Here is a 22,336-nt window from a genome sequence, read left to right as displayed (position 1 = left end):
GGTTCTGAGAGAAAGAGGCCGTTCCAAGAGGAAGGATGCTTCCACGGCACTAAATACTGGCTGCCATCCTTCTTTAAGCACAGGCAGTAGAAGGCGAAAACTATTTAGAGCTGAGCTCATATTTATGAGCCTTTGATAGCAAACTACGGGTAGGAGATTTACACTACGAGGAGGTAATGACGTTGGAAAAACTGCTGTTAAGGGCGCTGTTTCTGGCTTCCGCAGCCTCAGTCCCCTTTGTTTTAAAACGTAAAAACTTGCTTATGCTTTTAATCGTATTTTTTGCAAAAGGCGTGCTCTCAGTGGCTTTAGATTCCTACTTTATCAAAAAGAAGAAGATTGCCTATCCTGAACGTCCGTTTCCCAGAACCTTTGATGCGAATATTTTGTACGACTTCTTATTTTATCCCCTGTTAAGTGTAATTTGGGTAAGAACGACCTATAACAGCAAACCCTTGGAATTACTAACCAGAAGTCTCTATTTTAGTATCCCAATGTCTTTATTGCAGTGGGCTCTAGAGAAGAAAACCAAACTATTTAAATGGAATTCATGGTCAGTCCTGCATACTTTTGCATCGCTCAATTTCACGTTATTTACAATTCGGGGATTTGTAGGTTTAATTAGAAGAATCATACGGAATGATGGATTATTGAACGCAGACGAAAGCAGATATGACAGCGCAGAACTAACGGCGAACGCAGTCGGTTGAAAAGGAAGGACATCTTCAACGAGGAAAACTCGTTGGGATGTTCTTTTTTCATTGACAATGCTGAAGGGCATAGTGTAATATACGTTTTATATTTGAGAATGATCATTCTTAAAAGAAGAAGGGCGGGATGAAGTGATGAAAGAAAGAAAACTCTCCAAATTTTATTACGGTTGGATTGTTATAGGCATTGTGTTTCTAACGCTGTTGATCTCCGCTGGGATCAGTTCTTTTCCTAGTGTTTTAATTCAATCTCTGGAAAAGGAATTCGGCTGGACCCGGGCCGCAATATCCGGCGTTATTTCCATTCGCATTCTACTGTATGGGTTAATTGGTCCGTTCTCGGCAGCCATGCTGGCCAAATTCGGTGTTCGCCGAACGATGGTCTCCGCGATATTCCTGATGCTCCTATCCTTAGGACTTACGCCGTTCATTACCGCAGTATGGCAGCTTATGCTGTTGTGGGGCGTATTAGGCGGTCTTAGCACCGGGGCGTTGGCCAATGTGCTAGGGGTAACTGTTGCGAACCGTTGGTTCGTGAAACACAAAGGTTTGGTCATAGGCTTGCTGACAGCCAGTGCGGCGACTGGACAGCTTCTTTTCCTTCCATTGCTTGCCAAGATTACGAGTGAGAATGGCTGGCGCAATGCCGTTTACGTCATTATGGCGGCACTTCTTATCATGCTGCCAGTCATTGCAATCTGGATGAGAAATCATCCGTATGATGTTGGGGCGGCACCCCTGGGCTCAACGGAGATCGTTAAACCGGCACCGTTCCAAGGGAATTTGCTGCTTACCCCGATTCGTACGCTAGTTTCAGTGATGCGAAGCGGGACGTTCTGGCTTTTAGCAGGTACCTTCTTCTTCTGTGGCTTTTCAACAAACGGCTTGATCGGTACGCATCTGATTGCAGCTTGTGGGGATAGCAATATCCCAATTGTTACTGCTGCAGGTCTGCTTGCGCTGATGGGAATATTTGATCTTGTAGGGACGACATTTTCCGGATGGCTGTCGGATCGCTTCGATAGCAGATGGCTGCTGTTCTGGTATTACGGGCTGCGCGGCTTATCGCTGATTTTCCTCCCTTACGCATTGGGTACCGGGTATACGCAGCTTACGATATTCGCGGTCTTTTACGGGTTGGACTGGATCGCAACCGTTCCGCCGACAGCGAAGCTAACTTCCGACACGTTCGGCAGAGAGAAAGCGGGCATGATTTTCGGTTGGATTCTGGTTGCTCACCAAGCCGGCGCTTCTACGGCCGCTTATGGTGCAGGCTTCCTGCGTGAAATGCTTGGCAGCTATACAGTGCCATTTGTAGCCGCGGGCTTCGTATGTTTGCTTGCAGCGATTGTGGCGCTGAGAATTCGCAGCAGCAAGGCGTCAGCTGCAGCATCGGCAGTTTAACAAATAATTAGGTAAAACTAAGGAAAAGGTAACAGTAACATGATGAAGCACGAAATATGGAGGGAATGCCATGAGTATCAGTCACAAGCTTTCTGTTCAACCGCTGTTTCAACCATTTACGCTAAATCAGCTGTCCTTATCCAATCGTATTGTAATGGCTTCTATGACAAGAAGTTTTTCTCCAAATGGAGTGCCTGGAGCGGATGTTGCCGCTTATTACCGCAGACGGGCTGAAAACGGGATCGGTCTAATCGTGACAGAAGGCGCCGTTATCGACCATCCTGCCGCAACAGGTGACCCTAACATCCCGAATTTTCATGGAGAAGCTGCGCTGAATGGCTGGGCTCATGTTGTCAAAGAAGTGCATAATGCCGGCGGTAAAATTGTTCCCCAACTTTGGCACGTAGGGATCACTAGGAGGACTCGCTCTGAGCCGAATCTGGAAGCGCCGTCCATCTCCCCTTCGGGTATTGATCTAATGGGAGAAAAAGCTGGCGAGCCCATGACGGAGGCGGAGATTGCCGACGTCATTAAGGCTTATGCGGAAAGCGCTGCGAACGCAAAGCGGCTCGGCTTCGATGGCATTGAGCTGCATGGCGCACACGGTTATTTGATCGATCAGTTTTTCTGGGAGAAAACGAATCAACGGACAGACCACTATGGAGGAGACCTCGTCTCGCGAACTCGATTTGCCGTTGAGATTATCGAGGCCTGCCGCCAAGCGGTTGGAACGGATTTCCCGATTATTCTGCGATTCTCTCAGTGGAAAATAGGGTCCTATGACGCCAAACTGGCCAAAACGCCTGAGGAGCTGTCTCAATTTCTGGCACCGCTGGTGGAAGCGGGCGTGGATATGTTCGACTGCTCAACCCGCCAATTCTGGGAACCGGAATTCCCCGGTTCAGAGCTGAATCTTGCCGGCTGGACCAAGAAGCTGACAGGCAAGCCCACCATTACTGCCGGTTCCGTAGGACTTGAATCTGAGCCATTCGATACGCAAGATGAACACGAATTGATCGACGAATTGGTGGGGCGTCTTGCCCGAGAGGAGTTTGACCTGGCCGCGATCGGTCGCGCCCTCTTGGCAGACCCGGCATGGGCGGCAAAGATTCGCGACGGTCGGGACAACGAGCTCGTTCCGTACACGTCGGATCGTTTGACCAGCCTGTTTTAGTTGGCAAGATGATCAGAATGCTGTACTAATCTCTGTATGAGGGGGAGCGTATGGCCAGAAACAAAGAGTTTGAAGTCCATACCGTGCTGGGCAAAGCCATGGATGTATTCTGGGAAAAAGGCTATGAAAAAACATCCATGCAGGATTTAGTCACTCAAATGGGGGTCCATCGAAGAAGCATCTATGATACCTTCGGAGACAAGCATGAATTATTTATGCAAGTCATAGACCGATATGATGAGCTGGTTGTTACTCCTATTCATCATAGTGCAGATGGTCTTCCTTCGGCGAAGCAGGCGATTAGACATATTTTTGAACGAACGATCCGGAAAAAAGAACAGAGTCCCAGAGGGTGTTTAATGGTTAACACAGCTGTAGAGCTTGCTGTTCATGATGAAGAAGCCGCGGCTAAGGTCAATCAGAGCTTTGGCAAAACGGAAGCTAAATTCCAGGAGCTTGTTGAACTCGGTCTGAAATCGGGGGAAATAGGCGGGGGGCGCGATGCCCAAAAGCTTTCGCAGTTTCTAAACAATGCCTTGCTTGGATTAAGGGTATTGGTGAAAACCACGGACAACAGGGAGAAGCTGCAAGGCATCGTGGACATAACAATGTCCGTATTGGATTAGACGAATGACAAAATCACATCATTGACACTTTATGACGGTTCATTCCTTGTGCTATGATGAGAATCATACTTAGGGAGAAGACCGCCACATGGCTAATGATCAACCTTTAACAAAAGAAGCAATTCTGGAAGCTGCGGAACAAGTTCTCCGTCGTTATGGCCCGGAGAAAACTTCTGTCGTCGATGTCGCCAAAGCGCTGCAAGTCAGTCATGGCACGCTGTATCGGCATTTTCCGAGCAAAGCGGCTTTGCGAGAAGCCGTAACCGAGCGGTGGCTGCTTAGGATTGCTGGCCCCCTGCAGGAAAAGGCCAACCAATCGGGTGGCTCTGCTGCGCAGCGGTTGCGGTCATGGCTCCAAGCGCTGATCGACAGCAAGAGGAAGAGCGTCATTGAAGATCCGGAAATGTTTGGGATGTATTCGGCGGTTACCCTAGAAGCCGTTGACATGATTACGGAGCATGTTCAACTTCTGATTCAACAAATGACGCATATCATTGAGGCCGGGGTTCGCACGCGCGAATTTCGTTCCGGTCAACCCGAGGCCATGGCCAAGGCTATTTTTATGGCTACGTCAAGATTTCACCACCCGGCTTATGCCTATGAGTGGTCCTCTGCAACGATTGATCAAGAGTTTGATTTGGTGTGGGATTTAATTCTTACGGGGATCGCAGGAGGGAAGTAGAGAGGTCAGTTTCAAGCCATTATCCGAGCCAACTAAGAGAACAAGACCGTCTGTTTTAAATAGGACGCTCTTGTTCTCTTTCAGTTTATTAAGGACGCATAACAAGAAAATCGGCCTCAGATACTGTACAACAGTTCGTTAGTGACAAAAATTAAAATTTGTCACTTGTAATTTGTCATCCCGGTGCCTATAATAGGACTCATAAGCTGAACTTGATGTTAGAAGGAGGAGTTATCGCATGTATAATTTATCCGGGAAAGTGGCAATCGTAACTGGAGCATCCAGAGGGATCGGGAGAGAAATAGCGGAACTGCTTGCCCAACACGGCGCGAAGGTCGTCATTAATTTCGCCAGCAATCCGGCTAAAGCGGAAGAAGTTGTCGCGGGCATTAAGCAAAACAGCGGGGAAGCATTGGCTGTTCAGGCAGATATCGGTCAAGTAGCCGAAATTGAGATGCTTTTTGAGAAAACGCTGGCAGCGTTTGGACAAATCGATATTCTCGTGAATAACGCAGGCATTATGATTACAAAACCGCTAGCGGCCATGACGGAAGACGACTTTGACAAACAGTTTGCGGTTAATGTAAAGGGGACTTATTTTGCTTGTCAGCAGGCGCTTAAGCATATGAATAAGGGTGGCCGTATTATTAATTTTTCCACATCCGTAGCGGGAATGATGTTTCCGGCTTACAGTGTCTATGCAGGCACTAAGGGAGCTGTTGAACAATTTACACGTCAGCTTGCCAAAGAATTGGGCCCGGCGGGCATTACAATTAACGCGGTAGCGCCTGGACCGGTAAATACGGAGCTTTTCACCATCGGAAAATCGGAGGAACAGGTTCAAGGCATCAAAAATATGAATGCGTTCGGGCGTCTGGGGGAACCCGACGATATCGCAGGCGCTGTGCTGTTTCTGGCAAGCGAGGAGTCGCGTTGGATCACAGGCCAAACGATCCGCATAAACGGCGGCATGGTATAAGGGTGGCGCCCACCGCTATAGAGGGTCTTCAGCATATGTGGCTATGACCAGTAAAGCAACAATAAAAGAAGAGGGCTTGCAGCCAAGCAGCCTTCTTCTTTTGCGTTTATCGGAAAAGTCCAACATGTTTTCTCCTTTGGGCAAATATCAGAGCAATTGTATTTGTTACAATGCATATGAAAGCTTGTAATACGGTTACTTTTCTAATTTAGAAATGTGAAAGGACAGGTAGCGGCATGATCATTACGAATGTGGAGACTTTCATCGTTGGAAACTCATGGAAGAACTGGCTTTTCGTCAAACTGCATACGAATGAAGGCATTTATGGCATTGGGGAAGGCACCCTGAACGGATTTGCCAAAACGGTGGAAGCAGCGATTCATGAGCTGAAGCATCTGTATCTCGGGATGGATGTGCATGATGTGGAAACCATTACGTTAAAAATGACGCGTGATGTGTACTCGGACGGCGGTCAAATTCAGGGCTCGGCGCTGGCTGCAATTGAAACCGCTTGCTGGGATATTATCGGCAAGGAAGCAGGGCAGCCGCTGTATAAGCTGCTGGGCGGCAAATGTCACGAGAAGCTCCGCTGCTATGCCAACGGTTGGTACCGGGGGCCGCGAGATCCGCAAAGCTTTCATGAGAAAGCGAAGGACGTCGTGGCCAGAGGCTATACAGCTCTGAAGTTTGACCCTTTCGGCAACGCTTGGCGCACCGTGGAAAGGAAGGATTTTCAGATTGGCCTTGAGATTATCGCGGCGGTTCGCGAAGCGGTCGGTCCTGAAGTTGATATTCTCATTGAGGGGCATAACCGCTTCAGTGTACATACAGCACTTCAATTTGCAGAGGCGATGATGCCCTATGAGCCAACATGGTTTGAAGCGCCTGTGCCTCCGCAGCGGATTTCCTCCATGGTTGAGGTCGCGAAGCGCAGTCCGGTGCCTATTGCGTGCGGAGAGGACTATTACAACCGCGAACAATTCGCTGAGCTGCTAAAGCATGACGCGGTACACATCATTCAGTTGGAGCCGCAGTATCTCGGCATCTCAGCCTCCAAGCAAATATGCGGCATGGTGCATGCGCATGGCGGGGTTACGGCTCCGCATAGCGCTCAAGGCCCGATTTGCTCCGTGGTGTGCTCGCATTTGAATATGGCAACACCGAATTTCTTCATCCATGAAATTTTCGATGAATTTAATGAGCCTTGGGAAGAGGAGCTGCTTACGCCTCCGCTCAAAGTTAATCGCGGATATCTGCTCCCGCCGGAGGGCCCAGGTTTGGGCATTGACCTTAACTTAGAGGAGATTGCGAAGCACCCTTATGATCCCGGTCACTGGCTTCCGTTATTTAAGCAGGGCTGGGAGAAGCGCGAGAAGCACTGAGTGAGCGAAGAGAAGCATTTGGCTGAGGAGAGGATGAGCATAGCATGAAAGCTTTAGTCTATGAAGGGCCCAGCATCATGGTGATGAGGGAGGTGGCGAAGCCGATCCCAGGGCCGGATGAAGTGCTGATTCGCGTGGAGCGCGCCGGCATATGCGGCTCTGAATTAAGCGGCTATTTGGGACATAATTCCCTCCGCAAGCCGCCGCTCATTATGGGGCACGAATTCTCCGGAATCGTGGAGCAAGTTGGAAATGGCGGGGACGGGAGCGGGGACGGGCGATTCCGCCGAGGGGACCGCGTGACGGCCAATCCGCTCGTCTCCTGCGGCCGCTGCCGCGCCTGTACAACAGGGGCTGCGCAGCTGTGTCCGGAGCGCCAATTAATTGGGGCGCACCGTCCGGGAGCATTCGCGGAATACGTCGCGATTGCAGATAAGAACGTGTATCGGCTGGACGATCACGTTTCGTTTGATGAAGGCGCTTACGCAGAGCCTTTTGCCTGCGCGGTGCACATATGCAAGCTGCTCAGGCCGCTGCCGACGGATCGGCTTTTGATTATGGGAGCCGGTCCAATCGGCCTTCTGGCTCTGCAGGCAGCTAAGGTATACGGCTTGCAGCATATCGTAATCGTTGATATCAATGAACAGCGTCTTGAAATCGCGAAGGAACTGGGAGCGGTGACGGCAACAAGCGTAAGCAGCCTCGCGGCCGAACAGCCCTTTGATGCGGCCATTGATGCTGTCGGCATGGAGATTACCCGCCAAGTCAGCGTAGAGTCCGTGAGGCCGGGGGGCCGGGTTATTTTCACAGGCTTGCACGAGGAATCCAGCCGCCTTCCGATCAATAAAATTATTCGCAGCGAGATCCAGATGACGGGGGCTTTCGCCTACCATTCCGATGACTTTGAGACGGCGCTTCAATGGATTAGCGAAGGGCGCGTTAGCCTGGAGCCGTGGACGAAGCTTGCTCCGCTTGAAAGCGGAGGCGCTTGCTTTGAGACGCTCATCAAAGATCCGGGGAAAACCGCCAAAATCTTATTAACGCTGGATGAGAAAGGGGAATCTGTTCGATGAGCTTGAGTTTGGATCTTTTCAAACTAGATGGCCGTGTTGCCTTAATTACCGGCGGGACGCGAGGGCTTGGCTATGTCATGGCGCAGGCGCTGGCTGAAGCCGGAGCCGACGTCATCGTGACGAGCCGCGACAAGGAGAAGGCGGAAACGGCGGCGCATGCCATTGCGAAGTCAACCGGCAGACGCGCGCTTGGCCTAGCGGCGGATGTCACGCAAGCCGAGCAGATCGAGGCGATGGTTGCGGCATCCGTCCAGGCGTTTGGGCGGATTGATATTTTGATCAATAATGCCGGGATCAACGTTCGGAAGCCGATCGAGGACTTCGACGAAGCGAGTTGGGATCTCGTTCAGAATACGAACTTAAAAGCGCCGTATCTGTGCGCGAGGGCTGTCGCCAAAACGATGAAAAGCCAGCGTTACGGCAGGGTCATCAACATGTCCTCCATGCTGGGGAGCATCGCGCTGCCGGAGAGAGGCGCTTACTGCTCCAGCAAAGGCGGCCTCATTCAGCTAACGAAGGTGCTTGCGCTGGAATGGGCGCCCTATAACATCACGGTGAATGCGCTATGCCCCGGGCCGATTGCGACGGAGTTGAACACGGTCGTGATGAACAACCCGGAGGCAAACCGCTTTTTCATAGATAATATTGCACTGGGGCGCTGGGGCAAGCCTGAGGAAATCATCGGCGCCATTATTTACATGGCATCCGAGGCTTCCAGCTTCATGACAGGAGCTTCGATGGTCGTGGATGGCGGCTGGACGGCGAGATAAGCGGCTGGCGTAAACTCCGGCATCTCCGGTATCTCCGACATCCAATAAGCCCAATATCGAAGGGAGAGGTAAACACACATGAAACTCGGTCTTGCTGTATATGGCACTACGTTTATGATGGGCATTCATCCTCGCTCGACACGACCGCGCATTACGGCGTCTCAACTGCTGGAACAGGCGACCCAGTATGGGCTCCAAGGCATCGAGCTTCCACTCTCGCTCCTTGAGGGGGAGGATGTCGCGGCTGTGGCCCGTAAAGCTCAGACTCGGGGGCAATATCTTGTTGTGGCCTCAGGGGGCTATGACCCGAAGCCGCTTAAGGAAGCAGTAGAAGCCGCGGTGAGATTGGGTGCGACCACCGTGCGTACAGTCGTGGGCGGAGCGGACTTTGGCGGAGACCGGCGCAGAATGGCGGGAAGGTGGACGTCTTTTTTGCAGGAAGTGTTATCCGGGTTGGGAGAGGCGGCAAGGGCAGCAGAGCAGGCAGGCGTCACGCTGGCGGTCGAGAATCACCAGGATTTGGCTTCTGAAGAGCTGCTTTGGCTCTGTAAGGAGATCGGTTCGCCAAACTTCGGCATCACGCTGGATACCGGCAACCCGCTAGCGACGGCGGAGGAACCGGTCGATTTTGCAAGAAGGCTCGGACCGCACCTTAAGCATGTGCATTTGAAGGACTACTGGACCTACTTAAGCGAGGAAGGTTATCGCCTCGTGCGCTGCCCGTTAGGTCAAGGCGTTGTAGATTTTCCGGCTTTGTTCGATGTTTTTGCCGAATATTGTCCGAAGGTCAATATGTCGATGGAGCTTGGAGCGCTGGAAGCACGCCACACGAGAGTGCTATGTGATGACTATTGGCAGGACTATCCGCCAAGGTCGGCGCCACAGCTGGCCCGGCTGCTGCGTTTCGTGCAAGCAAATGCCAGGCCGACGGGAGATTGGCGAACGCCTTTTGAAAAGGGAGCCCCTGAAGAGGACATCATCGCCTATGAGCAGCGGCAATTCCTAACGAGCCTGGCTTATCTGCACAATTTATGGCAAGCGCACAACAACGTTTCGCAGACGATGTAAACCGGAAGGAGACGGACGCAGGATGCACATTGATCTATCTGGAAAAGTGGCGATTGTCACCGGGGCTGGCCGGGGCATCGGGAGAGTCATCGCCTTGGCGCTCGCCCGGGAAGGTGTGATTACCGTTGTCACGGATATTCACGAATCAAATTTAGAAGACGTTCAGCAGGAATTTGCCCGCAGTGGCTGCGAAGGCGCTACTTTTCTCTGCGATGTACGGGACTATGGGCAAATTCAGCATGTTGTCCAGCAGGTGATGGAGAAGTACGGCCACCTGGATATTTTGGTGAATAATGCCGGCGTCGCCGGAGGAGCACCGGTGGATATCCTATCGGAAGAGGTTTGGGATCTGAACCTTGATATTAATTTGAAAGGCACCTTTCTGATGTGCAAAGCCGTGGCGCCCGTGATGAAGCAGCAAAGATCGGGGCGGATTATTAACGCCGCTTCCTTCGCCGCGATCGTTCCGAGCTATGGCAGTGCGGCCTATGCATCTTCCAAAGCCGGCGTGGAACAATTCACCCGGGTGCTGGCCGGTGAGCTGGGACCGTGGAACATCACGGTGAACTGCTATGCTCCCGGGATGATTCCGACGGACATGAACCATTTCGCCGAGCTTCAGGAGCCACAGCAGCAGCGACTGCTGGATACTCTGACGTTGCGCCGCTGGGGGGAAAAGGCCGATGTGGCTCACCTGATTTGCTTTCTCGCTTCGGACTATGCCGGATATATCACCGGCACGATGATCGACATCAGCGGCGGAAAGCTGGCCACGCAAATTCCGCGGGTGGCGTATGAGAAAGCAGCAGCGGAAGGCACATACGAGTTCTAATCTTTTTCTGGCGATGGAGGAGGAAATACGATGAGTGAACAAGCCAGCTTTCATTATGACGGCAAAACCGTGCTCGTCACCGGCGCAGCCAAAGGGATTGGCGCGGCCATAGCGGGCGAGTACCTGCAAGCAGGCGCGAACGTGGTCATCGCAGACAGCGACGACCACGGGGAAGCGGTCGCCGCTGCATGGCGGCAGGAGGGCCGTCCGGCACAGTTTATTCGGTGCGATGTATCGAACGGGGCGGAGGTAGAGGGGATGGTGGCCTTCGCAGAGACGGCGTTCGGGGGCATAGACATCGTTGTGAACAATGCGGGGATTTTCCCCAGAGCCGACTTATTCCAGACGGACGAAGCGTTCTGGGACCTTGTGATGGGAGTTAATCTCAAGGGGGCCTACCTAACCTGTCAAGCGGCTGTGCCCGGTATGATCCGAAGAGGGGGAGGCAATATCGTTAATATTGGCTCGCTGCACGCCTCGAAGGGATCACCGGATACGCTGGCCTATGCGATTTCCAAAGGCGGCATCGTGACGCTGACGCGAAATTTGGCGAGTACATTAGCGAAGCATCGTATACGGGTGAATTGTATCCACCCTGGCTGGGTAGCTTCGGAAGGGGAGCTGGCCCGGCTCGCTTCGGTGGGCGAAGACGAGAAGTCGTTGGAGAAATCGTTCCAGCGTATGCCCATGGGCCGGATGCAAAACGGAAAGGATATTGCTTCCGCCGTGCTTTTTATCACTTCGGATCGGGCGGATCAGATTACCGGGCAGCAGCTGACGGTGGATGGCGGGCTTGGCTTGTAAAGAACGTAAATCAGGTGAGGAGTGAGGGGCAGCTATGACGAAGATTGCTTTTATCGGTGCCGGCAGCTTAGTGTTTACGAAAAATCTGGTTCGTGATTTGCTGACGTTTCCCGCATTTGAAGCTTGTACCATCGCCTTGATGGACATATCGGAGGAGCGGTTGGGCTATGCCAAGACGGCTGTCGATCGCATTATTGCCGCAGGAGGGTATAAGGCGAAGGTAGAAGCAACAACGGATCGGACGCAAGCGCTCACCGGAGCGGATGGCGTTGTCTGTACCATCCTTGTCGGGGACTTGGATATCTGGCGCACTGACATCGAAATTCCAAAAGCCTACGGCGTGGATATTAATATCGGCGATACCCGCGGTCCGTCAGGCATTTTCCGTTTTCTGCGCACGGTTCCGGTCATGCTGGACATCTGCCGGGATATTGAGCGCTGTTGTCCTGATGCGATATTCTTGAATTATTCGAATCCGATGGCGATGCTGGTCAGAGCGATGCAAAGTGAAAGCAAGGTGCAGGTCACAGGCTTATGCCATAGCGTGCAAGGCACGGCTGCGATGCTGGCAGGCTGGATCGGCGCGCCGATGGAGGAGATTACCTACCGCTGCGCGGGCATCAATCATCAGGCCTTCTATTTGGATTACAAATGGAAGGGCAAGGACGCTTACCCGCTCATTCGCGATGCGGTGATGAACCGCCCCGAGATCTATAATGAGGAGCAGGTCCGCAATGAAATGTTCTTGCATTTGGACTACTATGTAACGGAATCGAGCGGTCATAATTCGGAATATAATGCCTGGTTCCGCAAGCGGCCGGATTTGATAGAGAAGTACTGCACCCATGGAACGGGCTGGAATCCAGGGCACTATGGCGAAATCATCCATTATGCCGAAAGACTGCGCGGAAGCTGGTATAAGCAGATGGAAGAGTGGCGCGATAGCCCAATCGATCTAAAGCGTGGCGAGGAATATGCGTCCTACATCTTCAATGCGACAATCGGTGACGGCACACTCTTCGAATTTAACGGCAACGTACGGAACTTGGGATACATCGATAATTTGCCGCAGGGCTGCTGTGTCGAGGTCCCTGTTCTTGCCTCCAAAGGACGGCTAAGCCCCATTCACGTCGGGTCGCTTCCGGATCATTTGGCCGTTCTTGTCAATACAAGCGCCCGCTGCGAGGAGTTGGCTGTGCAGGGGGCTCTCACGGGGGACCCGCGGTCGATTTATCACGCAATCTGCTTCGATCCCTTAACGTCCGCCGTGCTCAGCTTATCCGAGATCCAAGAGATGGTTGACCGAATGTTCGCAGCGAACAAAGAGTGGCTCCCCCAATTCAAGAACCTCACCTAATTCCGGCTGTACGCATCCTCCCATGGAAAATAGCGCTTCCATTGTAGATTTGATACACTTGTAAGCGCAACCAAAATTGATATGATTAAGGTGTGATACATCCTGTATAGACAGATGCCATGTAATCACTTCAATCATGTAAAGGGAGGATTCGTAAAAATGAAAAAAACATTTTTAAGCGTTGCTGCCATGATGCTAACGATTTCCGTCGTTTTTATGGGTTGTTCCAGCCGGCCAAGCTCGGGAACATCCACAACTGATAATCCGGCAGCGACTACGAAACCGACAACGACGACGGCGTCAAGTACCCCGGATGCCAAACCGAGTGGGGATAAAATTAAGCTAACGGTATACAGTACGATCTCCGAGCTGCCGAATCAAGAAATGATGAAGGGCATTGCGGCTGATTTTACAAAGGAAAATCCGAACGTGGCCGTTGAATTCCAATTCCCCGGCGCAGAATACGAGAACATTCTGAAGGTTAAAATGGCGGCAAACGATTTGCCGGACGTCTTCGATACGCATGGTTGGGCGATTATCCGTTATGGCAAGTATCTAGCCGATCTACGCAATGAGCCATGGGCGAAAGATATGACGGACACGATCAAACCTGTCGTCACGGATAAAGACGGCAAAGTAGAAGCACTCGTGATGAGCGAAGCCAAAGACGGGATCTCCTATAACGCTGAAATACTTGAGAAATACAGCATCACACCGCCTAAAACGTTCGATGAATTAATGGCGGCAGCGGAGAAAATTAAAACATCCAGCAACGGAGCGGTTACACCGTTCTTCATGTCCGGTGTGGATAACGGGATGATCGGCGGGTTCTCCGATCTGTATGCTACCTCGATGTTCATCTCTCCGGCGACGAACGATGCCAAGACGCTGCTGGACGGCACCTTTGATTGGAACAAATGGACGCCTCTTGCGCAAAAACTGCAGGATATGAGCAAGAAGGGGTACATCAACAAAGATGTGTTGACGGCCAAATACAGCGACATGCCGCAATTGTTTGCCCAAGGCAAGGTGGCTTTCGTATTCGGGGCTCCTTCCTTCGCGGACGAAGTGTATAAATACAATAAGAATGCCAAAATCGGTATTTCCCCGCTGACCTCAATGGTTGACGGCGACAGCCAATCCTTCTCCGGCGGAGAGCGTTACACGATGGGCGCCTGGAAGGACGGCAAGCACTTGGCAGAATCCAAGAAGCTTATTGCGTTCTTTGCCAAGCCGGAGAATATGTCCAAAATCGCCAATGCGACCAAGCTGCCTGCGGGCCTGAAAAACATCGAATCCAAACATGAGTTCTCCGAATACTACAAGCAGTTTGAAAATATTCGCGTCTTCCCTTATTTTGACAGGGTCTATCTGCCAAACGGCATGTGGGACGTCATGTGCAAAACGGGCGTTGCCCTGCTCGCCGGAACGGTTTCTCCTCAGCAGTTCTCTGACAAAATGAAATCCGAATATTTACGTCTGCGCAATCAGTAATAGCGGAATCGGGAGGGTGACAACCACCCTCCTTTCTTTACTATTACATGAAGGAGGAAGGTGATCTCATGGCTGAATCAAGGACCGTGCTTGTACAGACCCGTTCCCGGAAAAAATCGGAAACAACCTTTAGTCGCCTCGTGCGCAGCGGTGCTTTATTGAATCTGCTCTATATACCGGCGCTTTTATTGTTTTTCATTTTTATTTTTTATCCGTTTTTTAAAGGGATCAAAATTTCCTTTACGAATTGGGACGGTTACAATCAAGATTACAAATGGATAGGCTTCAGCAACTATACCCGGATGTTCACAGACCCCGAGATCCTTAAGGTTATCCGCAATACCGCGATTTACGGCATCGGCAGCGCTGTTTTTCAGAATGTTATCGGGCTTTTATACGCCTTATTTTTAAATCTGAATATCCGGACCCGAGGACTTGTCCGTACGGTCATTTATTTGCCGGTCATTATTTCATCTTTGATCATGGGGTATATCTGGTACTTCTTCTTCCAGTATCAAGGCGGCGCGATCAATGACATTATCCTATTGTTTCATGATCAGCCCTCGAATTTGCTGGGGGATCCGAATCTTAACGTGTGGATTATTACGTTCGTCAACACGTATCAGTATTTAGGAATCGCGATGGTGCTCTATTTGGCGGGATTGCAGTCTATCCCAAGAGATTACTATGAAGCTGCGACAATTGACGGAGCGGGTCCCTTGCAGCGCTTCCTTCATGTGACATGGCCGCTCATCGCGCCTGCTTTTACAGTCAGCATGGTACTCAATCTGATTGGCGGTCTTAAATTGTTTGACGTCATCGTCGCATTGACCAACAGCGGTCCAGGCTATGCCTCCGCGTCGTTGTCTTCGATTATGTATCTGCTCTACTTTGGACGGGAAGATGCCGGCTATGCGGCTACGATCGGAATTTTGATGTTCATCATGATTTCCATCGTGAGTATTACGGCCTTGCTGTTTCTTAGAAAGAGGGAGGTTAACGCATGAAAAACAAACGGAGAAGCCTGTTAACGTTCGTCTCCCTCGTCATTTGCTTGGCGCATATTTTGCCATTCTATATTTTGATTACGACCTCACTCAAAGCGTTCGACGATCTAAGCTCCAAATGGATGTTTCCAGGCTATCTGTACTTCGATAACTTTCGAGATGCTTGGAGAGAGGCGCATCTGGCGGATGCTTTCCGGAGCAACTTCATCGTGACTGTCATTTCGGTTGTCCTGATCGTCATGATTGGCTCCATTGCGGCTTATCCGCTTGCCCGGCGCCAAACGAGCTGGAATAAATTCATTTATGCGGTTTTCGTATCCGCTTTAATCGTTCCCCCATTGACTATCTTGGTTCCCTTGTATAAATTTATGGTAGATATCGGTGGCATGAATCAATATTGGGGCATTATTTTATTGTTCATTACGTTCAATCTGCCGATGACGATTTTCCTGTACACCGGCTTTATCTCTACGATTCCGCGGGATTTGGATGAGGCGGCGATGATTGATGGAGCGGGACGTTTTCAATTGTTTTTCACGGTCATTTTGCCGCTGCTCAAGCCAGTGACCGCAACGGTCATTATTTTGTCCGGTGTTGCCGTGTGGAACGACTATCAATTCTCGATCTTTTTCTTGCAAAAGCCGGAGATGAGGACTATAACGGTAGCGCTTTCATCATTTTTCGGCCAGTACACGAGCAATGTGGGATGGGTAGCTGCCGGGTCCTTTATGGGCGCGATTCCGATGACAATCGTCTATTTATTTTTGCAGCGCTACTTTGTCTCGGGACTTGCCTCCGGCGCGATCAAAGGATAAACGCTAGGAGGTTGATACAATCAGACAATCGATTCGATTCCGGTTATCCTTGCTCTTTTTCATCACGATTGTTATTCCGATTGTCGGTATTGTCGTTAAATTACCTTCTTATTACCTCGATTTGATCAAAGAACAAGAGTCCTCTCTGCTGGAGGGGACTTTAACTGCTCTTACCTTCGATATTCAAACGTATTTGGACGATTTGGAACGAATGACCGTCACCCCTTATTTGAACAATGAAGTGATGCTTGCCTTGAAATTGAAATCTACCTCGCAGTGGAAGCTCTTAACCCCTTATGAGCAATATGAAGCAGAAGAGGTGCTGAATAAAACGCTTCCCAGTTATTTGAAAAATATGCGAAAAGACATACTAGGGACCATTCTTCTGCCGATGGATGGTTCTGTTTACATTACGCCGCCTGGCAGTTTCTCCGATCAAGCGGTGAAAGGCTTTCCTTTTAAGGAGCAGGATTGGTACATCAAGGCGGTTAAGGCAGACGGGAACGTGGCGTTCACCGGTGTGCACAAGCAGGATTATTTGAATAACGCAGATACGGAAGTTTTCTCGGTTACCCGTTTGATCAAGGACCCGGATTCCAGCCGGCCTCTGGGGATTATTATGGCGGATGCCGACACCGTCCTCTTGGATCAAATGATGAAAGGCATTCGACTGAGCAAGGGGGCGAAGGTGGTCATCCTTGACGATAATCAGCAGCTGATTTATGCGAATCAGGCCATTTCCAGAGATATGCGGCGCCAAATTGCCTCGGGAAATCGGACGGTTACGGACATGAATGACTCGTACTCGGTCGTTCGCGAAACGATCAGCCGATCGAATTGGGTCATTGCGATCCTATCGCCGAAGGCTTTTATCCAAGCTCATCTGAAGCGTGTGTATTGGATCGGTTTCGCTTTTGCGGCCAGCGGCTTGCTGATCGCATTGATTTTGTATTTTACAGTATCCCACTGGATTGTTACGCCTTTCAAGAAAATGATTCAAGTGATGAAGCGCGTTCAGCGCGGCGATATGAATACGTTATACCGTGTAAAAGGCAACGATGAAATTTCCCAATTGGGCACCAATTTGAATACGATGATTTCCAAACTCGGGGAGTTGATCGATCGGGAATATAAAGCCGTGCTTGGGAAGCGGAACGCGGAATACAGGGCTTTGCAGTCACAGATTCAGCCACACTTTCTGTACAATACCTTGAATGGCTTCATTGGACTGAATCGAACGGGGCAGAGCATGCAGCTGGAGCGGGCTATTTTATCGTTAAGCGGGATGCTGCGCTACACCTTGGAGCATAACGATTGGGCTCAGTTGCAGGAGGAAATTGACTTTATCAACAAGTACTGCGGGCTTCAGCAAGTTCGTTTCGCCGAGAAAATTCAGGTGCACATCAGCTGCGATCCGGATGCTTTGTCGCTCTTAATTCCTAAGCTTCTGCTGCAGCCAATAATCGAGAATGCGATCATTCATGGGGTGGAGCCGTGCGATCATAGTTGTGAGTTAAGGATGGACATCCATATCCAGCCGATGCAAGGAGGAAAGGAAGACTCTTTAATCATTCAGATTTGTGATAATGGAGTGGGGTTTGAGTCAAGCAAGGTGCAGGAGGGCTTAGGCATTCGGAATGTAAGGGAGCGTTTGCAGCTGTCTTTCGAGGGGGCATCGATGATGATTCATAGTGCTAAGGATGAGGGAACCCGTGTTCAGATCCTAATACCTTTAAAGGATGTGAGGCGAGGATGAAACTGATCATTGCTGATGATGAGAAATTGATTCGGGCGAGCATTCGCAGTATGGTTCAGGACGTGGAATCCTCCTGGCAGATTGTAGGCGAGGGGGCAAATGGTGAAGAGCTCCTCGAGTTGGTCAAAGAGCATAAGCCGAATGTCGCTATCATCGATATCCGGATGCCGCGAATGAACGGGCTGGAGGCCATGCGCCTCGGCAAAGTGATTTCGCCTTGCACCAAGTGGATCATCTTGAGCGGATTCTCAGATTTCGCTTATGTACAGGAGGCTTTGCAATTAGGGGCATCTGATTATTTGCTTAAGCCGGTTAACCCTTTTGATTTGGAGAGGGCACTAACGAATACAGCCAAGCACAACAAAGAATTCGTCCAAATGCATAATCAACAATTTGAAAATAGTTTGTTTGCCCTTTGTAACGGACTCACGACGTTGAAGTTTGAGGAATTGGACAGTGTTTACGTACAAGGCTGGTTTATCGGCGCCGTCATTATAGTTGACACGACCATAACCGGAAAGTCCTTATCGGACCTGACATGCGCCTTTTATGACGATCTGCGGGAGAGTATGACACGCATGCTTGTATATGGCATGAATTTTGCTATGGTGTCGCTGCCTGACGGCGAATGTGCGGCTATCGGTTCATGGGATCCGGCGAAGGGTGCCGATTGCAGGGAGCAGGTGCAGCAGTTTTTTGAAGGGCTGGCTGGCGTCGCCGAACCGTATCGCCAGGAGGGCTTGGCTATAACGATTCTGCAAACTGGCGAATGCCGCGGATTCGATCAATTGAACGCCCAGCTCGCGCAGCTTGGGGAATGGAGTCATCTGCGCGTGGTACGCGGCGTCGGACAGCGCATCGGATACGTGGAGCTGGAAGGGGAGGCGCAGGTTCCTGAAAAATGTAAAATCAGTCAGCTTTTCTGCTCGATCAAGCAGCATCTTTATTTCAGGGCGTATTTGAATTATCAAACAGCGGTTGGAGAGCTGGAGGGATTGCTGTTAGCGGGCAAACAAGGTTTGAACGCGCAAACGCGGCAGGCCATTCACCTGTATATGGTGCAGGCACTGGGCATTGGAGGGGCATCTGATGCCGCGCGGCCAGAGTCTGAGGTGATCAGAGAGCTTCGCGAAATAGGGGAAAGTAAGCTGCGCGAGATCAAACCCAGGGAGCCGGTCACGGCTGATCTTATCGAGCAGGTCGTTCAGTACCTCGAGCAGCATTACATGGACGATATCGGAATAGGATCAATTGCCCAGCAGCTCAATGTGTCGGCCAACTATTTAAGCATGCTGTTCAATAAAAAAACAGGAACCCCATTCGTTAAGTATTTAACGAACATTCGAATGCTGAAGGCCAAAGAGCTGCTGCTCAACACGAATCTGCAAGTGAAGCAAATCGCGGAGAAGGTCGGCTATTACAGCACGCGGCATTTTACCAAATTGTTCGTAGAAAACTGTTCCAGCTATCCGTCTGACTTCCGTAAGAGTCATGCCTAGTCATATGATTTGTGAGAACCTGCGGTATTGCTGGGCTGACATTCCTTCCCATTTTCGAAATATCCGGCTGAAGTAGTGAAAATCATCATAGCCGATTTCCAGCGCGATTCTTTCGATTTTATCATCCGTTTCGCGCAATAACCGCTTCGCCTGCTGATGCCTTACGGATTGCAAATACTTATTGGGGCTCATGCCCAGCATATCTTTAAAAAGCTTACTCATATAGTCTTCATGAACGTTGATAAAAGCGGCCATCTCGCTATTGGTCCACTTTTTCCGGTAACTCATTTTGAGTTCATGAGCTAAATGTTGTAAGCTTTCTTGATATTTCGGATGAAGGGTGCGATTGGTCTCGGCTTGATGCCGAATAAGCAGGGTGAGCATTTGCAGCATAAGCCCCTTGCAGACCATTTCGTAGCCTTGTTTCCGTTCGGTCATTTCATGGATCGTTGCCTCCATAAGCGAAACCACAGCTGGGGGAAGGGAGATGGAATATCCGCAAGGAAACAAGGGCGTACCGTCGATATAAGGCATCGCGCAGAAACATTCGGGTAACGGATTGTTTTCATCCACCACAATATCCCCTTGCTTCACACGCAGGTCGCTAAAGAAGTCGAAATGAATCCCCAGCAAATGAACATGCGGAGCCGTTAACACCTCGATGTTGTGATAAACGTTGGCAGGCAGCAGCAGCAATTTCCCCGCCGGAACCAGGATGGACTCCCCGAGTAAAGTGGCCAGCAGCTCGCCCTGAACGACATACAAAAACTGAAAGTCGTAAATGCGCCGCGCCCATTTGAATTGAGGCGTTCTTTGATGCAGTTGGGCCCAATGCACGCTGGGTGCCAGCTCTCGATATGTGGTGTGCCGAATCGGAGATATGCCGGACATTGTCATCACCATCCAAGGGTAGACTGCGTAGACGATCCCTTTCATTTTATCATAAGGCTTACTCGTCTTTTGTAGAAACTTGGCAGCTTGATTCTTGGTTCTTATTTTATCTTGCAGGGTAATTTAAGGGAGAACTCAAAAATATGGTGGTGGTATGATGTTGTCTGCCTTGAAACGGTTTCTGATCGGTCAACCGCTTAAATCAGCAGAACTAGGGGAGCAAAAACTGAATAAAACAAAAGCGTTAGCGATCCTCTCCTCTGATGCACTATCTTCGGTCGCCTATGGACCAGAGCAGATTTTAATCGTGCTCGTCACGATAAGCACTGTGGCGCTTTGGTACTCCGTACCGATCGGTGTAGGTGTGCTGATCCTTTTATTGGCCCTCATCTTGTCCTATCGGCAAATCATTTTTGCTTATCCACATGGGGGAGGAGCCTATGTCGTTTCCAAGGAAAATTTGGGTGTGAACGCAGGTTTGCTTGCAGGGGGCTCCTTGCTGGTGGATTACATCCTAACTGTAGCGGTCAGCATCTCAGCAGGGACGGACGCCATTACTTCTGCGTTCCCGCAGCTGCATCCGTACAATGTGGATATTGCCTGTTTACTTGTTGTCGCCATAACGATCTTAAATCTCAGAGGGATAACCGAGTCCGCCTCGATCTTGGCTTACCCCGTATATTTGTTTATTTTGGCCCTGTTTATTTTAATTGGCGTAGGCTTATATAAGGGGATGACAGGAGCCGTCTCACCGGAAACGCATGCTACATTGGGGACGCCAGTCGCCGGCATTACCTTGTTCTTGTTACTAAAAGCTTTCGCATCCGGGAGCTCTGCCTTAACGGGGGTTGAAGCTATCTCGAATGCCATACCTAACTTTAAGGATCCCGGACCGAACAATGCCTCCAAAACGTTAGCGGCTATGGGATTGCTGCTTGCCATTTTGTTCGCAGGCATCGTGTATTTGGCTTATGCCTACGGCATCGCGCCCAAAACGCAGGAAACCGTCGTCTCCCAGATTGCCTCTCAAACGTTTGGGAGGAATTATATGTATTATTTCATCCAGGGCACTACGGCCATGATCCTTGTGCTCGCCGCGAATACGGGATATTCCGCATTCCCTTTGCTCGCCGTTAATCTGGCCAGGGATAAATATATCGCCAGAATGTTTACGATCAGAGGGGATCGTTTGGGGTATTCCAACGGGATCATTTTCCTGGCGATTATGTCCATCATTCTGATCATCGCCTTCAAAGGCAAAACGGAGCATCTCATACCGCTGTATGCCGTTGGCGTGTTTATTCCTTTTACGCTCGCGCAAACAGGGATGCTGGTCAAGTGGATACGCGAGAAGCCTAAGGGTTGGATTGTTAAACTAACGGTCAATCTGATTGGCGCGTTGATTAGTTTTACCGTCATGCTGATTTTTTTCATAACGAAACTGGGGCAGGTCTGGCCTGTGTTTATTTTCCTTCCCTTGATTGTTTATACTTTCCACAAAATCAAGAAGCACTATGAGGCCGTAGGTGAGCAGCTGCGGATCACGACTTGTGAGCCTGCCATACCAATCGAAGGCAATGTGATGATCGTGCCTGTCGCGGGGATCACGCATGTGGTCGAGAATTCAATGAACTATGCCAAATCGTTGTCTCCGGACCAGATTATTGCTGTTTACGTGGCTTTTGACCGCGATACCGAGAAGCAATTCCAAGAGAAATGGGAGGAATGGCAGCCCGATGTGCGGTTAGTGACACTGCATTCTCACTATCGAAGCATCATTCAGCCGTTGACGAAGTTTATTGACACTGTGGAACATAAGGCGAAAGAGTCGAACTTTCGGGTAACCGTCTTGATTCCGCAGTTTATTCCCAAGAAGAACTGGCAGCATATTCTCCATAATCAGTCCAGCTTGCTGATCCGCGCTTTTCTGCTGTACCGGAAGGATCTGATTGTGACAACAGTACCATATCATTTGAAGAAGTAATGGAAAGAACGGCGAATCCTGCATGTTAA

General features: G+C 50.3%; 20 protein-coding genes. 19 read left to right on the top strand and 1 reads right to left on the bottom strand.

All coding sequences use genetic code 11. The annotated features are described in order from the left end of the window. The first annotated feature begins 182 nt into the window (after positions 1-182). The 18 genes from J2Z65_RS25450 to J2Z65_RS25365 all read left to right on the top strand — a co-directional run bounded on the left by J2Z65_RS25450 (position 183) and on the right by J2Z65_RS25365 (position 19,432). A complete protein-coding gene (locus J2Z65_RS25450; RefSeq protein ID WP_240159608.1) occupies positions 183-710 on the top strand; it encodes a CBO0543 family protein in 528 nt (175 codons plus the stop codon). Between the two features lie 135 nt (positions 711-845). After that, the gene (locus J2Z65_RS25445) at positions 846-2,114 is read left to right on the top strand and encodes an MFS transporter (RefSeq protein WP_167055583.1); all 1,269 of its coding nucleotides are present in this window, start codon (positions 846-848) and stop codon (positions 2,112-2,114) included. 70 nt (positions 2,115-2,184) lie between these two features. Then, positions 2,185-3,288: an NADH:flavin oxidoreductase gene (locus tag J2Z65_RS25440; protein ID WP_167055585.1), complete on the top strand. Its 1,104-nt coding sequence runs from the start codon at positions 2,185-2,187 to the stop codon at positions 3,286-3,288. A 50-nt stretch (positions 3,289-3,338) separates the two neighbouring features. Further along, a complete protein-coding gene (locus J2Z65_RS25435) occupies positions 3,339-3,914 on the top strand; it encodes a TetR/AcrR family transcriptional regulator (RefSeq protein ID WP_167055587.1) in 576 nt (191 codons plus the stop codon). Between the two features lie 88 nt (positions 3,915-4,002). Next, positions 4,003-4,596, top strand: a complete 594-nt coding sequence (locus J2Z65_RS25430; protein WP_167055589.1) for a TetR/AcrR family transcriptional regulator — start codon at positions 4,003-4,005, stop codon at positions 4,594-4,596. A 238-nt stretch (positions 4,597-4,834) separates the two neighbouring features. After that, entirely contained in the window at positions 4,835-5,575 is a 741-nt protein-coding gene (locus J2Z65_RS25425; RefSeq protein WP_167055592.1) for an SDR family oxidoreductase, read from the top strand. A gap of 236 nt (positions 5,576-5,811) precedes the next feature. Then, entirely contained in the window at positions 5,812-6,957 is a 1,146-nt protein-coding gene (locus tag J2Z65_RS25420) for a mandelate racemase/muconate lactonizing enzyme family protein (RefSeq protein ID WP_167055595.1), read from the top strand. A 44-nt stretch (positions 6,958-7,001) separates the two neighbouring features. After that, positions 7,002-8,030 carry a galactitol-1-phosphate 5-dehydrogenase gene (locus tag J2Z65_RS25415; RefSeq protein ID WP_167055599.1) on the top strand — a complete coding sequence of 343 codons (1,029 nt, stop codon included), beginning with the start codon at positions 7,002-7,004 and terminating at the stop codon, positions 8,028-8,030. Next, positions 8,027-8,800: an SDR family NAD(P)-dependent oxidoreductase gene (locus tag J2Z65_RS25410; protein WP_167055600.1), complete on the top strand. Its 774-nt coding sequence runs from the start codon at positions 8,027-8,029 to the stop codon at positions 8,798-8,800. The genes J2Z65_RS25415 and J2Z65_RS25410 overlap by 4 nt, the downstream gene beginning before the upstream one ends. A gap of 78 nt (positions 8,801-8,878) precedes the next feature. Next, entirely contained in the window at positions 8,879-9,868 is a 990-nt protein-coding gene (locus J2Z65_RS25405; protein WP_167055602.1) for a sugar phosphate isomerase/epimerase family protein, read from the top strand. A 22-nt stretch (positions 9,869-9,890) separates the two neighbouring features. Continuing rightward, positions 9,891-10,700: an SDR family NAD(P)-dependent oxidoreductase gene (locus J2Z65_RS25400; RefSeq protein WP_167055605.1), complete on the top strand. Its 810-nt coding sequence runs from the start codon at positions 9,891-9,893 to the stop codon at positions 10,698-10,700. A 30-nt stretch (positions 10,701-10,730) separates the two neighbouring features. Then, entirely contained in the window at positions 10,731-11,504 is a 774-nt protein-coding gene (locus J2Z65_RS25395) for an SDR family NAD(P)-dependent oxidoreductase (RefSeq protein WP_167055608.1), read from the top strand. A gap of 34 nt (positions 11,505-11,538) precedes the next feature. Continuing rightward, positions 11,539-12,861, top strand: a complete 1,323-nt coding sequence (gene melA, locus J2Z65_RS25390; protein ID WP_167055611.1) for an alpha-galactosidase — start codon at positions 11,539-11,541, stop codon at positions 12,859-12,861. A gap of 159 nt (positions 12,862-13,020) precedes the next feature. Continuing rightward, complete coding sequence (locus tag J2Z65_RS25385) at positions 13,021-14,355, top strand: ABC transporter substrate-binding protein (protein WP_167055614.1); 1,335 nt, start codon at positions 13,021-13,023, stop codon at positions 14,353-14,355. Positions 14,356-14,423: 68 nt separating this feature from the next. After that, the gene (locus J2Z65_RS25380) at positions 14,424-15,362 is read left to right on the top strand and encodes a carbohydrate ABC transporter permease (protein WP_167055617.1); all 939 of its coding nucleotides are present in this window, start codon (positions 14,424-14,426) and stop codon (positions 15,360-15,362) included. Beyond that, complete coding sequence (locus J2Z65_RS25375; protein WP_167055620.1) at positions 15,359-16,177, top strand: carbohydrate ABC transporter permease; 819 nt, start codon at positions 15,359-15,361, stop codon at positions 16,175-16,177. Before J2Z65_RS25380 ends, J2Z65_RS25375 begins: the two co-directional genes overlap by 4 nt. Before the next feature lie 49 nt (positions 16,178-16,226). Further along, positions 16,227-17,933, top strand: coding sequence for a cache domain-containing sensor histidine kinase (locus tag J2Z65_RS25370; protein WP_167055623.1), 1,707 nt, complete (start codon positions 16,227-16,229; stop codon positions 17,931-17,933). Then, positions 17,930-19,432: a response regulator transcription factor gene (locus J2Z65_RS25365; protein WP_167055626.1), complete on the top strand. Its 1,503-nt coding sequence runs from the start codon at positions 17,930-17,932 to the stop codon at positions 19,430-19,432. The genes J2Z65_RS25370 and J2Z65_RS25365 overlap by 4 nt, the downstream gene beginning before the upstream one ends. Here the strand turns inward: J2Z65_RS25365 and J2Z65_RS25360 are convergent, their stop codons facing one another. After that, positions 19,433-20,323 carry a helix-turn-helix transcriptional regulator gene (locus J2Z65_RS25360; RefSeq protein ID WP_167055629.1) on the bottom strand — a complete coding sequence of 297 codons (891 nt, stop codon included), beginning with the start codon at positions 20,321-20,323 and terminating at the stop codon, positions 19,433-19,435. A 157-nt stretch (positions 20,324-20,480) separates the two neighbouring features. On the opposite strand from J2Z65_RS25360, the gene J2Z65_RS25355 reads away from it, so the two are divergent. Further along, positions 20,481-22,307 (top strand): APC family permease, encoded by a 1,827-nt coding sequence (locus J2Z65_RS25355; protein ID WP_167055905.1) that lies wholly within the window; start codon positions 20,481-20,483, stop codon positions 22,305-22,307. Positions 22,308-22,336: the final 29 nt, after the last annotated feature.

This window comes from Paenibacillus aceris (genome assembly GCF_017874035.1).
Classification (GTDB): Bacteria; Bacillota; Bacilli; order Paenibacillales; family NBRC-103111; genus Paenibacillus_E; species Paenibacillus_E aceris.
This window is presented reverse-complemented; position numbering and strand designations above follow the sequence as displayed.